12 protein-coding genes and 1 tRNA gene are annotated in these 15764 nt (G+C 55.0%); 4 read left to right on the top strand and 9 right to left on the bottom strand.

Annotation, left to right across the window (positions count from 1 at the left end):
- Positions 1–9: 9 nt before the first annotated feature.
- Positions 10–1695 carry a putative transporter gene (locus tag HMPREF1121_RS03035; protein ID WP_044114575.1) on the bottom strand — a complete coding sequence of 562 codons (1686 nt, stop codon included), beginning with the start codon at positions 1693–1695 and terminating at the stop codon, positions 10–12.
- Between the two features lie 872 nt (positions 1696–2567).
- Here HMPREF1121_RS03035 and sppA point away from each other — a divergent pair.
- From sppA to thiL, 3 genes are all read left to right on the top strand, one after another.
- Positions 2568–4400: a signal peptide peptidase SppA gene (gene sppA, locus HMPREF1121_RS03030; RefSeq protein ID WP_044114574.1), complete on the top strand. Its 1833-nt coding sequence runs from the start codon at positions 2568–2570 to the stop codon at positions 4398–4400.
- 54 nt (positions 4401–4454) lie between these two features.
- The gene (lpxK, locus tag HMPREF1121_RS03025) at positions 4455–5558 is read left to right on the top strand and encodes a tetraacyldisaccharide 4'-kinase (RefSeq protein ID WP_044114573.1); all 1104 of its coding nucleotides are present in this window, start codon (positions 4455–4457) and stop codon (positions 5556–5558) included.
- Positions 5559–5624: 66 nt separating this feature from the next.
- On the top strand, positions 5625–6662 hold the full coding sequence (gene thiL, locus HMPREF1121_RS03020; protein WP_044114572.1) for a thiamine-phosphate kinase: 1038 nt from the start codon (positions 5625–5627) through the stop codon (positions 6660–6662).
- Positions 6663–6797: 135 nt separating this feature from the next.
- Here thiL and HMPREF1121_RS08625 read toward each other — a convergent pair whose 3' ends face one another.
- Positions 6798–7565: a tetratricopeptide repeat protein gene (locus HMPREF1121_RS08625; protein WP_156946037.1), complete on the bottom strand. Its 768-nt coding sequence runs from the start codon at positions 7563–7565 to the stop codon at positions 6798–6800.
- Between the two features lie 755 nt (positions 7566–8320).
- On the opposite strand from HMPREF1121_RS08625, the gene HMPREF1121_RS03005 reads away from it, so the two are divergent.
- A tRNA-Leu gene (locus HMPREF1121_RS03005) sits at positions 8321–8404 on the top strand.
- A gap of 605 nt (positions 8405–9009) precedes the next feature.
- Here the strand turns inward: HMPREF1121_RS03005 and purB are convergent.
- The 7 genes from purB to HMPREF1121_RS02970 all read right to left on the bottom strand — a co-directional run bounded on the left by purB (position 9010) and on the right by HMPREF1121_RS02970 (position 15761).
- Entirely contained in the window at positions 9010–10350 is a 1341-nt protein-coding gene (gene purB / locus HMPREF1121_RS03000; RefSeq protein WP_044114570.1) for an adenylosuccinate lyase, read from the bottom strand.
- 99 nt (positions 10351–10449) lie between these two features.
- On the bottom strand, positions 10450–10908 hold the full coding sequence (locus HMPREF1121_RS02995; protein ID WP_044114569.1) for a DUF4293 domain-containing protein: 459 nt from the start codon (positions 10906–10908) through the stop codon (positions 10450–10452).
- 23 nt (positions 10909–10931) lie between these two features.
- On the bottom strand, positions 10932–11258 hold the full coding sequence (locus HMPREF1121_RS02990) for a DNA-directed RNA polymerase subunit omega (protein WP_009432420.1): 327 nt from the start codon (positions 11256–11258) through the stop codon (positions 10932–10934).
- Between the two features lie 33 nt (positions 11259–11291).
- Entirely contained in the window at positions 11292–12098 is an 807-nt protein-coding gene (locus HMPREF1121_RS02985) for an outer membrane protein assembly factor BamD (protein ID WP_044114568.1), read from the bottom strand.
- 723 nt (positions 12099–12821) lie between these two features.
- Positions 12822–14156, bottom strand: coding sequence for an NAD(P)/FAD-dependent oxidoreductase (locus HMPREF1121_RS02980; protein ID WP_044114567.1), 1335 nt, complete (start codon positions 14154–14156; stop codon positions 12822–12824).
- A 176-nt stretch (positions 14157–14332) separates the two neighbouring features.
- Complete coding sequence (locus HMPREF1121_RS02975) at positions 14333–15097, bottom strand: methylated-DNA--[protein]-cysteine S-methyltransferase (RefSeq protein WP_052353565.1); 765 nt, start codon at positions 15095–15097, stop codon at positions 14333–14335.
- Complete coding sequence (locus HMPREF1121_RS02970; protein ID WP_044114566.1) at positions 15090–15761, bottom strand: thiamine diphosphokinase; 672 nt, start codon at positions 15759–15761, stop codon at positions 15090–15092. The genes HMPREF1121_RS02975 and HMPREF1121_RS02970 overlap by 8 nt, the downstream gene beginning before the upstream one ends.
- Positions 15762–15764 lie beyond the last annotated feature (3 nt).

Raw genomic sequence — 15764 nt, 5'->3', positions numbered from 1 at the left:
TAGTCGAAGTTAGAGGAAGAAGCTCAGGAGGATCTGAGCAGATATGATACGTACGAACATCCCCACGGGATAGACGATAGCATAGGCTACGGAGCTGGAGCGTGACTCGTTGATGGACATCGCATAGTCCAGCGCCATGGAGTTCGCCATCACGCCACAGAGCATCCCGACAGTCTCGGCATGCGTCTTCTTATAGCCGAAGAGCGAGAGAAGCCCGACAGCCATCGTCGGGAGGTAGGTGATGAGGAAACCTAAGCCAATCCAGAGCAGACCATCTCCGTGGATGATCATCTCGAAGAAGTGCTCACCACTGGCCAGACCCAGCCCTGCGAGGTAGAGGATGATGCCGAGCTGCTTGATGAGCTGCGTGGCACTATTGCTCATGTAGGTAGCGATGCGCAGACGTGCTCCGAAGGCACCCATCAGGATACCCACGATGATAGGCCCACCAGCGAGCCCGAGCTTGATCGGCATACTCAGCCCTGGGATAGCTAAGGGGATCGAGCCGAGGATACAGCCTACGGCGAGGCCGAAGAAGAAGCTGAAGAGCTTCGGCTTGTCGAGGACGTTGATCGAGTCCCCGAGGAACTTCGAGGCACGCTCGATCTCCTGCGCTTCACCTACCACCGAGAGACGGTCACCGAGCTGCAGGTGTAGGTCGGGTGTAGCGAGGATCTCGATACCAGCACGATCGATACGGGTGATGTTGATCCCGTACTGATTGCGCAGGCGTAGAGCACCGAGCTTAGCGCCATTGACCTTGGAGTTTGTGATGATGATACGCTTGCTGACGAGCTGGGAGTCGATAGCATCCCAGTCGATGTCAGGGCGGTTCCAGTCACGGCTCTCAGCACGGCGACCGAAGAACTGCTCCATCTCCTCGACGTCCTCAGGGTGTACCAAGACCAAGAGGTGGTCACCCTCGTGGAGTACTGTCTGTGAGGAGGGAATGATCAGCGTATCACCACGCCAGATGCGCGAGATGATGAAGTGCTTTTCCTCAAGGCGTACAGCTTCGAGGATGGTCTTACCGAAGAGAGCTTCGTTCGTGAGCTCCAGCTCGGTGATATAAGTGTTGCGGGAGTTCTCCTCCTCATTACGCTTGTGGCGCTTCGGATCAAGGATATTGAGGGTCAGTATGGCGAGGATCATCCCGACGACGCCGAGAGGGTAGGTGAGGGCGCAGCCGAGCGCAAGGTCAGCGACTTGGCGGGCACCGGCAGAGCCAAGAGCATCCTGCATCGTGCTCTGTACAGCTGCTAGCATCGGTGTATTCGTCACAGCGCCGGCCATGATCCCGAGCATATTCGGCATCGAGATACCGAATATATAATGTAGGGCGACCACGACGGTGAGGCCGAGGCCGATGACCATAAGGCCTAACGTATTATATAGTACACCCTGACTCTTGAGCGAAGGGAAGAAGGACGGCCCCACCTCGACACCGAGGGCGTAGACGAAGAGTGCTAAGCCAAGGGTCTGGGCAAAGCTATTCATCTCGGGGTCGACTCGCACGCCGAAGTGAGCGAAGAGGATCCCGACGAAGAATACAAAGGTGATGCCGAGAGATATCTTACCCACGCGCAGCTTGCCGAGCAGGATGCCTACGGCAGAGACGAGGGTGAGCCATACAAGGGTCTCCAGCACCGAAGGGGTGATGAAGACATCGTGTAGCCACGAATTGAGAGCTTGCATTATAATGTACTGAAGTCTTGGGGAGCTTCGCCCATTCACAAGGGCTTAGCTAGCGCAAAAGTACCACTTTTATAGCGATCCTTCTTCTCAGCCGTCAGGTCGTGGACTGGTGATTTTCTATCTCTGGGGAGCGTGAAATGTACAAGGGATTCCGTAGGCTAACCGTATCAATGGTCTCATATTGTTACTATGAGTACGTGGGTAGAGCTATATAGGATGGCGAAGAAAGCTATATAGCTTTGGACTGATTCCTATATAGCTTTGCTTGGATTCCTATATAGCTTTCGGTGCGAAGCTATATAGCATTGTGAAGTGATCTCTATTAGGTTGTTGCTCCACGTAGGGATGAAAGTTGCGGACGAGTAGCAGATAAGTTTGGATTACGTACGTGGCTCTAATATCTACGTACGTGGATTTTAGGATTTACGTGCCTGGTCTTTAAGACTACGTGCGTAGACAGAGGAAAACCACTACGTGAAGGCACTTTTTCTTCACGAGAAGGACACTTTTCCCTCCGCTGAATAAGAGGAATACGCGCGATAAAGCGAAGGGCTTGTGTATCACTTCGGGGGGACATATCGGGGAGCTGGGCGTGCCTGGGTACTATTAATTTGGAGCTTGCATATTGCGCGTATGGTATAAAGATGAGAAGTACAGGGGGCTTCTGAAAGGGTGGATTTTGCTGAAGGATTTGCTCCGTGCTGGTAGATAGTCCCTCAGATATCCTCAATATGCCCCTCTGACTTTGATGTGCAGGCTCTGGCGCTCCGACAGTCAAATAGTGAGGATTCACTATATTTGTCCTAAAGGGGTAAGTGCCTAAGTGCACTCCCTGCACTATCTATCACCTCCCTCTCTGGCTTCACACCCCAATGGAAGAACCCTTACAACCCAAAAAGCCCTTAGGCTTCTGGAAGACCGTCTTGGCCTCCTTCGTTGGCTTCATCGCAGCAAATATCCTTTGCTCGATCTTCGCCTTTTTCCTATTCATCGTCATCGTCGTAGGTGCTTTGGCCTCAGGCTCTACTCCGACCGAGATCCGTGATGGAAGCGTGCTGAAGATCGATCTTAGCTCGATCTCCGAGATCGTCACTACGGACGAACTCTCGAGCTTCATCCCTGGCATGGGCTCGGACGAGAAGCCGATCTCACTCTCGCAGGCCCTCGCCAGCATCCGTAAGGCGAAGGCGGACTCTCGCATACGAGGTATCTACCTCAATGTGGAGGGCTATAGTGGGGGTATGGCTTCGACAGCAGATCTGCGTGAGGCACTCAAGGACTTCCGCTCCTCGGGGAAGTTCATCATCTCCTACGCTGACTCCTATGACCAGAAGGCCTATTACCTCTCATCTGTAGCGAACAAGGTCATCCTCAACCCTCAGGGTATGGTGGGGCTTGTCGGGCTGGCTTCGGCACCGACCTTCTACCGTCAGGCTTTGGATAAGCTCGGGGTCAAGGCCCATATCTTCAAGGTCGGCACTTACAAGGGAGCTGTAGAACCCTTCATGCTCGATAAGCTCAGTGAGCCTAATCGTGAGCAGATCTCGGTCTACCTCAACGGGCTGTGGGACTTCATGCTTCGTGAGATCTCGGCTTCGCGCTCGGTACCTGTCGACAGCCTGCGCGCCTTCGCTGATAGTGGTCGAGCTTTCGGTGAGGCAGAGACCTTCGTGCGTGCTCACCTCGTCGATACCTTGGCTTATCGCCTTGATGTAGAAGATCTTATGGCGCAGCGCCTCGATGTCACTTCACCTGATGATATCCCTATGGTGACGCTGTCTGACTTCCTCATGGAGCCTGATCCGCTGGATAAGGGACGCACGGATAAGGACAATGCTGTGAAGGTACTCTTCGCTGAAGGGGAGATCACAGAGAGTCCGCTTAGTAGCGATGGTATCACGAGCGACTTGGCACGTGACCTCCGTGCGCTGCGTGAGGATTCTACGGCTAAGGCTGTCGTCCTGCGCATCAATTCGCCAGGGGGGAGTGCTTTCCTCTCGGAGCAGATCTGGCATGAGGTACGTGAGCTGAGTCAGTCGCGCACGGTCGTCGTCTCCATGGGGGACGTAGCGGCATCAGGTGGCTACTACATCGCTTCGGCAGCTGATGCTATCGTCGCCAGTCCCGTGACGCTCACGGGGTCTATCGGGATCTTCGGTATCCTGCCCGATGCGTCTGAGCTTGGACGTAAGGTCGGGGTAAGCATTGATGTCGTGCAGACTTCGCCCTATGCAGATATGAGTATGAGTGATCCGATGGCTATGCTTCTGCGTCCGTTGACTCCTGAGAAGGGACAGCTGATCCAAATGGAGGTAGAGCGTGGATATAAGACCTTCCTCTCCCGCGTCGCTATCGGCCGTGATATGTCTGTCGAAGCAGTAGACTCCGTCGGTCAGGGTCGCGTGTGGCTTGGGGCTAAGGCGAAGGAGCTTGGGCTTGTCGATGAGCTTGGGGGGCTGGAGACGGCTATCCGCCTTGCTGCACGTCTCGCAGGCCTTCATGAGGGCTACAGCGTAGACTATGGCTCTACGTCTACGAGCTTCCTCGAAGAGCTCTTTGCCTCAAAGACCACTGAGCGCTTCACTGCACGTCTACGTGACTTCTTCATGACAGATGAAGAGAAGAAGATCCGTGAGTTCTTCCGCGAAGGCTACCGCTATACGGGGATCCTCGCACGTCTGCCCTACGAATATACATCCTACTAATCACAGGGAGGGCGCAAGCATCGCTCGCACCCTCCCTCTCCTCACCTCGGTGTAATGAAGAAAAGTAATAATCCGCTCCTCTATCCGCTCTCCTGGCTCTATGGTCTGGGGGTAGGCCTGCGCAACTTTCTCTTCAACCAAGGTATACTCAAGCAGCAGGCTTATCCCATTCCCTTGATCTGCGTTGGGAACATCACCGTCGGTGGGACAGGGAAGACGCCCCATGTCGAGCTACTCATCTCGATCCTTCGTAAGCAATATCGTATCGCTGTCATCAGTCGTGGCTACAAGCGAAAGAGCCGTGGCTTGAGGGAGGTGACCCTGACCTCGACTGCTGAAGAAGTCGGAGATGAGCCCAAGCAAATCAAGCAGAAGTATCCCGAGGTGCGCTTCATTGTCGATGGCAATCGTCGTCGTGCTATGCGCTACCTACTCGCACTCCCTGAGGAAGAGCGCCCCGAGGTGGTCCTCCTTGATGATGGCTTCCAGCACCGCTACGTGCAGCCCTCCTTCAGTATCCTGCTCATCGATGCCCAGCGTGAGCTGCATGATGATGAGCTTCTCCCCCTCGGAGGCTTGCGCGAGCCTGCTACGGCACGCTATCGTGCTGACTGCATCATCCTGACGAAGTGCCCACATGATATGCCGCCGATCAAGCTACGTATCATGCAGCGCAACCTTGACCTCTATGCGCATCAGGAGATCTTCTTCTCACGCATCCACTATCAGCAGCCACGCGCAGTGCGTACGCTCCTTGGGGAGGAGGGTAGTCCGCTCCCTAAGGATGCACTCGTCATCGCCCTCTCGGGGATCGCTTCACCTGGGCTCTTCTTCTCCTTCCTTGAGGAGCGATATGAGCTGATTGACCAGCTCGTCTATCCTGATCATCATCAGTTCCGGCGAAAGGACTTTGTAGCGATCAGTGAGCGCTGGCAGGAGCTGTGTGAGCAGCACTCGGGGCGTTTTGTCTACATCGTCTGTACGGAGAAGGATGCGGTGCGCTTCACCGATAGCCTTGGAGAACTCCCTGAAGTGCTGGTCAAGCAGCTGTACTTCCTCCCGATCGAGACGCAGATACTCTACAAGCCGCAGGAGTTCCGTGAGATGATATGCAAGGCGGCTAACTCCCTACCACCCTCCCTGCAAGGGCTGCGCTAAGGATCTTTTCCTCTCCCATCGAAGGTGCTGTGCTTGCGGTGCCTATCCCAAGTATTCTATATCTATATGCAACGAACAGAGATCTCTTCGCTCGGCGAATTTGCGCTCATCAAGCGCCTGACCCGAGACTTCCCCATACAGCATGAGAGCACCCGCCGTGGTGTGGGCGATGATGCTGCCGTCATCGCTTACCCCGAAGGACTGCAGACGCTCGTGACGACTGACCTCCTTCTTGAGGGGATTCACTTCGACTTGACTTATACTCCGCTCAGACACTTAGGCTATAAGGCTGCTGTCGGGAGCTTCTCTGATATCTATGCGATGAACGGGCATCCACAGCAGCTCACCTGCTCGGTAGGTGTCTCGGCTCGCTTCGCTGTGGAGGATCTTGAGGAGCTCTATGCTGGTATTCGCCTTGCATGTAGCCGTTACGGGGTAGACTTAGTCGGTGGAGATACCTCGGCAAGCCTCACGGGACTCTGCATCAGCATCACCTGTCTGGGGGCTGCTCGCGAAGAGGAGATCGTCTATCGTAGTGGTGCTCAGCCTACTGACCTTATCTGCGTCAGTGGTAACCTTGGCGCCGCCTATATGGGACTCCAGCTTCTGGAGCGTGAGAAGCGCGTCTTCGCAGGGGAGAAGGGAGACTTCGAGCCTGACTTTGCCGAGCATGAATACATCCTCGAGCGTCAGCTTCGCCCCGAAGCCCGCCAAGATATCATCCTTGCTCTTCGAGAGAAGGGACTGCGTCCCACGTCGATGATCGATAGCTCGGATGGCTTAGCCTCCGAACTCCTCCATCTCGCTACGGAGAGTGGTGTAGGGGTGCGTATCTATGAGGAGCGTCTGCCGATCGATATCGAGACGCATCGTATGGCTGAGGAGCTGAATATGTCGACGACGACTGTAGCGATGAATGGCGGCGAAGACTTTGAGCTCATCTTCACCATTCCGCTTGCGGAGCTGGATCGTCTGAAGGAGCTGGATGGTATCCATATCATCGGTCATGTGACCAGTCCTGGGCAGGGCTGCTACCTCGTTACCCCCGATGGCGCAGAGCTTCGTCTGCGTGCTCAAGGCTGGCCTGATCAGGCAGAGGAATAAAGTCCGTCTACTATATAGCCTACTTGTCCTCTATCTACAGGGGACTAATAAAATAGAAGGGTACTCTCCTCAAGTGGAGAGTACCCTTTGCACGTATAGGGGTTCTTGTAGTGTGTCAGCTCATCGAGCTTATAACTAATGTGTAGGGCGAAGCTGACGGCGCCAGTAGCGCAGGAGCTCCGTGTGGTCGCCAGAGGCAAGGTTCTCTTCGAGCAGATGGATGATGAGTTCCACCGCCTCAGGACAGCCAAGGTGTGCTGCTTGCTCAGCATAGTAGTAGGCAGCATCGTAGTCAATGGGCCCCCCACCATTGCCAGGTAGGAAGCCCTTGGCGACGATCAGATAGGCTGTGCCCGAACCAGCCTCCATAGCCTTTCTGAGATAGTTGATAGCTGTGTCTTCGTTGGCCTCGACACCCTTCCCATCACGATAGAGATGATAGAGCTGGAGATAGGCATCGGAGAAGCCTCGCTCTCCAGAGGCTTGGAGATAGAAGAGCGCCTGTGGAGGTACAGCTGCTCCTTCCTTTTCTTCGATCTGGATAAGAGCGCTGGTATAGAGTGCTAAGGGATAGCCTTGCTCTGCAGCCTTAGTTAGCCATTCGAAGGCAGGACAATCACTTTCTTCCCCATGCCCTGAGGCGTAGTAGTCAAAGAGGAGGTACTGTGCTTCGGCATCTCCAGCTTCAGCTGCCGCCCGTACTTCTTCGAGGCTGCGTGTGTTGAAAGAGGGGGCGGTGGGTAGGTCAATGTGTGTCAAGTTAATTGCAGGGCGAGAGCAAGAGACTACGCCTTGGGAGGCCGTTGCTTGAGAAGATGATGCCTGTGTCTCGGTACTTTGTGTGCGCCGCCCTTCCTTGTTGCTGGAGAAGAGCTGTGCGATTTTTGAGAAAATATTGCTCATTGATTAGGTTCTTTTCTGTAAGTTGGTGGCGTATATTATGGCCGCCTTTGTTAAATGTATGCTTGTATACTATTGCAAATATAAGGAAATAGTCTATCCGATGTATCGCTATTTGGGTATGGGGCTGCATCGGAAGCGATATATTTGTAGGGGCTCTCACACTACTCGTAGGGATCTTGTGAAGTAGAAGGCGCTTATCTTGATAAGCTACAAGGGCTTAGCAGGAGACTCATGCAGACAGACTCATACCAATAGGAGACTGTTGTATAGAGTCCTGTCCTCTATTCAGAGTGCTAAGGCATCGCACGCCCATCTCCCCGATATGCCTCTCCGAAGTGATATACAAGCCCTTCGCTGTATCGCGCATATTCCTCTTATCCAGCGAAGGGAAAAGCGTCCTTCTCCTGAAGAAAAAAGCACCTTCACGTAGTGCTTTTTCTCTGTCTACGCACGTAGATTTAAAGACCAGGCACGTCAGTCCAAATATCCACGTACGTAGATATTAAAGCCACGTACGTAGCCCAAACTTATCTGCCACTCGTCCACAACTTTTATCCCTATGCAAAGCAACGGTCTCAATAGTGGTATGCGGTATGAACCACTATTGCTTGCGGTGTGAACCAGTAGTGCTACGAGTGGAAAGCAATAGTGCTTCGCGCATGGAGCCGTAGTGGAATGCTCCGCATAGTAGTAGTGCAATGAATCCGTATCGGCTACTTCTAATAATTGTCGTATCTTTGCAGCCGATCCGATAAGCCCAGATGGCGGAATCGGTAGACGCGTTGGTCTCAAACACCAATGGACGAAAGTTCGTGCCGGTTCGATCCCGGCTCTGGGTACAATGAAGCGATCCCCACTATGGTCATCAGACCATAGTGGGGATCGCTCTTTTAGCCGTAGGCCCGTGGTGCTTTTATACGTTCTATTACCTCAAAAGTGAAGAAAATCATCCGCTGATAGGGGGAGCAGCGGATGAAAAAGGGACGGATTCGGTACTCTTTCTCGCTACTCAAGAAAATTTTTCTGTGCTCATTTGTGAAGGTATTATCTCCTCGTATGGAGGTGGATTCACCTTGTTCTCTTGATGCAATGCGTTGATATATAGAGTTTATACTCTGTATGTGTGCATAAGGAATATGCTATATCTATGCGGGGATAGTAGCCCTTCGCAGAAGAAGTTTAATCTATTTTATAGATTTGTTTGGTAGTATAAAAAAATGTCGTACCTTTGTAGTGTGTTTTTCATGGTATTAGATTTAAGGTTAACAGAGAGTAGGGGCTGTCGGGAGACAGTCCCTATTCGTTTTTGGTAGGTTGGGGGGCGAAGACGGCCCACCACATCATATAAAAGTGTGCCCCCGAGTAGCGATAGAGCTACTCGGGGGCACACTTGTCTTATGGGCTCAGTGGACGGAATGTCGCCCGCGAAGCTGGGTGAGATGGCTTAGAGCCCCGTGTAGTTGTGGGGGGAGATGCGGTGCATCTCTTCCTTGATCGCGTCGCTGACAGCGAGGCCTTCGATGAAGTCGTAGATGGCCTTCTCCGTGATGGCAGCGTTGGTACGCGTGAGCTCCTTGAGGGCTTCGTAGGGCTTGGGGTAGCCTTCACGACGGAGGATTGTCTGGAGTGCTTCAGCTACGACGGCCCAGTTGTGCTCAAGATCTTGGTAGAGGGCATCCTTGTTCAGGAGTACCTTCCCGAGGCCCTTACGCAGGCTCTTCAGTGCGATGAGGCTGTGTGCCAAGGGCACACCGACATTGCGCAGTACGGTCGAGTCGGTGAGGTCACGCTGCAGGCGCGAGATGGGGAGCTTGCGAGCAAGGAAGCCATAGACGGAGTTCGCGATGCCGAGGTTACCCTCTGCATTCTCGAAGTCGATGGGGTTGACCTTGTGAGGCATAGCTGATGAGCCGACTTCGCCAGCACGGATCTGCTGCTTGAAGTAGTCCATCGAGATATACATCCAGAAGTCGCGCGCCAGGTCGATGAGGATGACGTTGATACGCGTCAGCACATCGAAGAGGGCTGCCATCTGGTCATAGTTGGAGATCTGCGTGGTGAAGGCTTCACGCTCGAGGCCGAGGCTACGGACAAAGTCTGCAGCGAAGCGCTTCCAGTCATGCTGAGGGTAAGCTACGGCATGGGCGTTGAAGTTCCCCGTAGCTCCACCGAACTTCGCTGTGTGAGGCAGCGCTTCGAGCGTCTTGAGCTGCTCCTGCAGGCGGTAGACATAGACCTCGATTTCCTTGCCGAGGCGCGTGGGGGAGGCTGGCTGCCCGTGGGTACGTGCCAGCATCGATACGTGCTTCCACTCCGTAGCGTAGAACTGGAGCTGGTCGATCAGTCCGCCGAACTCAGGCAAGAAGACGTGCTCGACAGCTTCGCGGATCATCAGAGGGAAGGACGTATTGTTGATGTCCTGTGAGGTGAGCCCGAAGTGGACAAACTCTTTCTCATCGCTTAGGCCGAGGTCGTCGAACTTCTCCTTGATGAAGTACTCGACGGCCTTGACGTCATGATTCGTCACGCGCTCGATCTCCTTGATTCGGAGGGCATCCTCGGTGGTGAAGCTCAGATAGATATCGTGGAGGCGATCCGTGCGGTCCTTGCTGAGGATACCACGGAGGTGTGGGAGCTCTTCGCAGAGGGCGATGAAGTAGAGGATCTCTACACGTACGCGGTAGCGGATGAGGGCTTCCTCTGAGAAGTAAGAGGCGAGGGCCTCTACTTGGCCGCGGTAGCGCCCATCGATGGGGGAGATAGCTTGTAGCGAATCGAATTGCATGATTGCAGAGTAATAGATGTGATAGGAGGGGAAGGGGGAGAAAGCAACGAAGCACCTCCCGTCTCACATGTGTAGAGGGAGGTGCTTCACAGATGGGGATTATCGTAGGCGCTGTGAGGCTCGGATAAGCGTCTCGTCGTAGATCATACGGCGGGAGGCTAAGTAGAGCAGAGGCAGGCAGATGATCGGCAGGGCCAGTGGGAAGCGGATGGCGAAGGTCGCCCCGTTCGCTGAGCAGAACTGATAGCTGGCCCAAGCGATGTAGATGAGTTCGCCGATGATGACCAGCATCGTCAGGATCGTCAGGCGCATCTGCAGGATTCTTCGCTTGTAGAGGAAGATCAGTCCGAGTGATGCACAGCCCGTCAGGAGGCTGAGTACACCGATGACCCAGGTGCTGTGCAGCGTCGTACTGTCGACAGCGCTATAGATGCGCCAGTTGTCGAGGACACAAGCCTGCCCCTCGGGGAGGGTGAAGACCGCGACGTCCTGCAGGGCAAAGGTGATCATGATGAGCCCCACGAGGAGGAGCCATACTGTCTGTATGCGTTGCCACATAGCGGTAGAGAGCTTGTCGGGACTTACTTCTTGGTGCGCCCAGCGATGTTGTGGTAGAGCTCGCCGTCTTCGTACTCCTTAGCAGCGATGAGCGTAGGCTTGGGCATGCGCTCATACTGACGGGAGATCTCGATCTGCTCTTCGTTCTCGACCATCTCCTGCTGATCGTCGGTGTAGACTGCGAACTCCTGCAGCTTAGCTTCGAGCTCTTGCTTCGTCTCCTGAGCGATCTGGTTGGCACGCTTGGCGATGATCATCACGGTCTCGTAGATGTTCTCCGTGTCCTTGCTGAGGCTGACCATGTCACGGCTAATCGTGTTGGTCGGTACATTCTTTTTGTACTTAGGCATATTCTTTATTCTCTATGATACTTCGTGGGTGGGTTATTCGCTGACCTTCTTGCTGTTCATGCGGTCGAAGATCTTCTGTGCCTGCTTCGTGTATGTCCCGTTGGGGAAGTCATTGAGGTAGGCATAGTAGGTGTCGATGACGTCGCGGAGACGCTCCTGCAGCTTCTCGGGGACGCTGAGGTCAGCCATCTCGGCCTTGGCACGCAGGATGAGGAAGGTCAGGTCTTCCTTGTGCTTGGTGAAGGGGTAATCCTTCAGAGCATTCTGTGCCGTGATGATGCACGACTCGTAGTTGTTGCCGAGGTAGAGGCCAAGGTTGTAGTAGAGCTTGGCAGCGAGGAACTCCTTATAGGCGAGCTTGTCCTGCAGCTCGAAGAGCATCAGTTCGACCTCTGAGCTATGCTTGCCCTTGGGGTAGAAGTCGAGGTAGGACTGGAGCTCCTTGATCGCCCCAATGGTAGCAGTCTGATCCAGTCGTGGGTCAGGCGATGCCTGGAAGAGGCAGTAGCCAGCCTTGAAGCGGGCTTCCTCGACCATAGGTCCCTTGGGGTAGCTCGTATAGTAGTTCTGGAAGTAGCGTGAAGCTTCGCTCTCATCGCCCCGCTGGAGGTAGGCGTCGGCCAAGAGATAGGTACTCTGAGGGCCTTCGTTCGTACCGACGAGCTGGGGGACGATGTCTTCGAGGAGGCTCACGACACGCCCATATTTCTTCTCATTATAGCTTTTCTTGGCGAAGGAGTAGCGCTCCCCGAGGTCCGTGGACTTCTGCACGCGGTAGTACTCACCACATGAAGAGAGGAGCAGGAGCCCCGCACAAGCCAAACAAAGTCTTTTGATCATATGTAATATCTCATCACAGCCCAATTCCTTCTTATATATTGAGCCTCGCGGGCAAAGATACGACTTTCCAAGGGAATGCGCCCCATATTTTTCGCTCCAAGCCTGATGGGGTAAGTGTCCGCGCTACGCTTGGGACAAGCTGCTGAAGAGCGTGGGCTCAAGAGCGTGGCGCCATGAAGGGTAGATGCAAGGTATAGCCATGGGTACTACCCTCTGATGGAGGCGAAGAGCATAAATGAATAGCGGTATGTGGAGTGAATGAGTAGAGGTGTGAGGTGTGAACCTATATTGGCCGATGAGCGAACCCATATTAGGTTGTTGCTCCGCATAGGGATAAAAGTTGCGGACGAGTGGCAGATAAGTTTGGACTACGTACGTGGCTCTAACATCTACGTACGTGGATATTTGGATTTACGTGCCTGGTCTTTAAGACTACGTGCATAGATAGAAGAATACCACTACCGAAAGGCACTTTTTTCTCCACGAGGACGATGCTTTTCCCTCCGCAGGATAAGAGGAATACTCACGATAAGGTGAAGGGCGTGCGATACCTTAGCACTCTAAATAAACGACGGGACTCGCGGCAACAGCCTCCTATAGCTTGACTTCGCTACCCATATAGCTTCGCCCGATGACCTATATTGGTCGAGGCGGCACCTTGCAATAAGGCCCACCCCGTACGACACGGGGTGGGCCTTATCCGTAAGAGGGAATACCAGCTACCTACTCTACACGCGTGTCTCGGTTGGCGAGACGCTCTTGACGAGCCTGGTAGGGATCGACGGGTACGTTGCGCTTGAGGATGAGGCGGAGCGAGCGGTCGTAGGTCGCATAGTTCCAGATCCAGTTGAGGAGGACGATGACCTTGTTGCGCACCGAGAGGATGGAGCGCAGGTGGACGACGAGCCAGAGGAGCCAGGCTGTGAAGCCTCCCCACTTGGCCTTGCCAATCTCAGCGACGGCACGATTTCGGCCAATGGTCGCCATCGAGCCAAGGTCTTTGTAGCGGAAGGTCTGCTGCTTTCCTCCCGTGAGGCGTGCCTTGAGGTTCTTGGCCAGCAGGGCTGCCTGCTGGATAGCGACCTGAGCCATCTGAGGATGCCCCTGAGGGTAGGCTGGATCAGCCGTCATGAGGCACTGGTCACCGAGAGCAAAGACGTCGGGTACGCCCAGCACTTCGTTGTAGCCATCGACGAGGATACGCTTGCCACGACCGAGAGAGTCGGCTTGGATCCCCTCGACGGTGTTGGCAATGATACCGCTGACCCAGATGACTGTGCGGGTATTCATCTTCGTCCCATCACCGAGGGTAAGCACGCGACCATCGTAGTCGGTGACCATCGTGTTGTGGTGAATCTCGACGCCAAGGGAGGTGAGACCTTCGGCGGCGGTGCGAGAGCTCTTCTCACTCATCGCCAGCAGGAGGCGGGGTGAAGCGTCGATGAGGTGGATCTTGAACTGGTCCGTCTCCATGTAAGGGTAGTCCTTCGGTAGGACATAGCGCTTCATCTCCGCCAGCGCCCCTGCGATCTCTACGCCCGAAGGACCGCCACCGACGATCACTACCGTGAGGAGGGCTTCGCGGGTCTCGGGCTTGTCGGAGACGAGCGCCTTCTCGATGTTCTGCAGGAGGACGTTGCGCAGGTTCATCGACTCGTAGAGGGTCTTCATCGGGAGACTATGCTTGGCGACCTGCTCATTGCCAAAGTAGTTCGTCGTACCACCGCATGCCAAGACGAGGTAGTCGTAGGGTACTTCGCCCACCGAGGTGATGAGCTGCTTCTGCTCAGGCTCGACGCCGATGACGTTCGCCAGGCGGAAGATGAAGTTCTTCTTGCGCTTGAAGGCTGCACGGAAAGGGAAGGCGATGGAGCTGGGCTCCAGACCCGATGAGGCGACCTGATAGATGAGTGGGGGGAACTGGTGGTAGTTGTGGTGGTCTATGAGGACGATCTGGAAGAGCGAAGAGTCAAGGGCTTGTGCCAGCTTGAGACCAGCAAAGCCCCCGCCAGCGATGACGACGCGGGGAAGAGAAGATGGAGGTAGATTGATACTCATCGGGAGATATTATTAAATACTTAAATAAATAGGCAATAGGAGAACACGCCTAAGCCTCAGATAGTTTACCATGAGCGATTTCCTTGTTCGTGGACTGGATATAAATAGTTAGCCCCCGCATCGTGCTCCTATTGGGCAACCGATGCGGGGGCTTGGTGTGATAAGGGTGCAGAGGACTATGCCTGCGGTGCGAGAAGCTCGGGTATGAGGAGTAGGGCCTTGCGCGTGACCCCCCAGTGGTAGTGGCCAATGGTGTGCTCCTTCGGCAGGACGCGGTGGCAGGGAATGAAGGGAGCTAAGGGGTTGGCTCCTACGGCTGACCCGACGGCGTGGGCGGCCTGAGGCATGCCGAAGGTCTCACCGAGGCTTTGATAGCTGGTGTGGCTCCCCTCTGGGATGAGGAGCATACTCATCCAGACGCTCCGCTGGAAGAGCGTGCCGATGAGGTGGAGTGGGGGAAGAGCCTCCGTCGTCGGGGCTTTGAGATAGCGAATCGCCTGCTGGAGGTATTCGTGCTCGACCTTGAGGTCGTGTGAGGCTTGGGGATAGAGCTGGCGTAGCTCAGCGTAAGTCCCCTGCCAGTCGCCGAGGGTGAAGCTGCTGTAGCACAGCCCGAGTGGCGTAGTGGCTAAAAGTAGTTCACCGAAGCGGTAGGGGAAGAAGCAGTAGGAGACGGACCCTGTGTAGCTGCTGTCAAGGGTCAGTCGTGTGGGGTAGTCGGAGCGGAACTCCGTAGGGCGCAGGCGAAGAGCGTCTTGAGAGAAGAGCGCGAGAGCTTCGTCTGCACGGCAGGCAAAGAGGGTCGCGAAGGCTTCGTCCAGCTCAGCCTCACTATAACCAAGGCATAGAGTCAGCTCCATCAGTGTGGGCGGATCGGTGCGCCGTGGCGTGAGCTGATCCAGCGCACCGAGGACGATAGTGAGGGCTTCCTGCTCAGACATTGGCCAGATAGATGAGGATGGGGGAGGTGGTGTGGACGGTGATCTGATTCTCGATGGCGCAGTTCAGGGAGCCACACCATAGCGCAGGAAGTGTAGCCTCCACAAGGGGCCAGCGCACTCCACCGAAGCTGATGGGCGTCCGCTGGAAGTTGAAGATCGATATCTGCTGCCCGATCAAGACGTCGATCGTGGAGGGCTCGGTGATGAGGAGGAAGTAGCCTTCGTCGGTGAGCATCACGAGGTCCTCGACAAGGGGCGCATAGGTCGGGAGGAGTGCGAGGTTCGCAAGGATGTGGTCTTCGCGTCCGCCACTGGCACCGAGGAGGGTGATGGCCTGCTTCCCGTAGCGCGAATGGAGATAGGTAAAGGTCTTCGTCAGGTCGTTGGTTTCCTGATCTGGGAAGTGCTGGATGCGCCCCGCTAAGAGATCCTTGAGTGCAGGAGATACCGAGTCGAGGTCCCCGATGACAGCGTCGGGCAGACGGTCGGTATAGCGACGGAGCTTATTGACGGCTCCGTCACAGCAGGTGAGGCTGTAGCCCTCCTTGCCTAGTATCCAGTCGTCGATGAGCGCAAGGGGTGTGGGGGCGGTGGGGAAGGCCCCGTTCGCGAGGACGAGTGTCTGCGGGAGAGTCTCCTGAGTGAAGCGAGGGTAGGTGCGCATGGT

Source organism: Porphyromonas sp. KLE 1280, assembly GCF_000700805.1.
GTDB lineage: Bacteria > Bacteroidota > Bacteroidia > Bacteroidales > Porphyromonadaceae > Porphyromonas > Porphyromonas pasteri.
The sequence above is the reverse complement of the archived record's forward strand: the minus strand, read 5'-3'. Positions and strand labels throughout refer to the sequence as shown.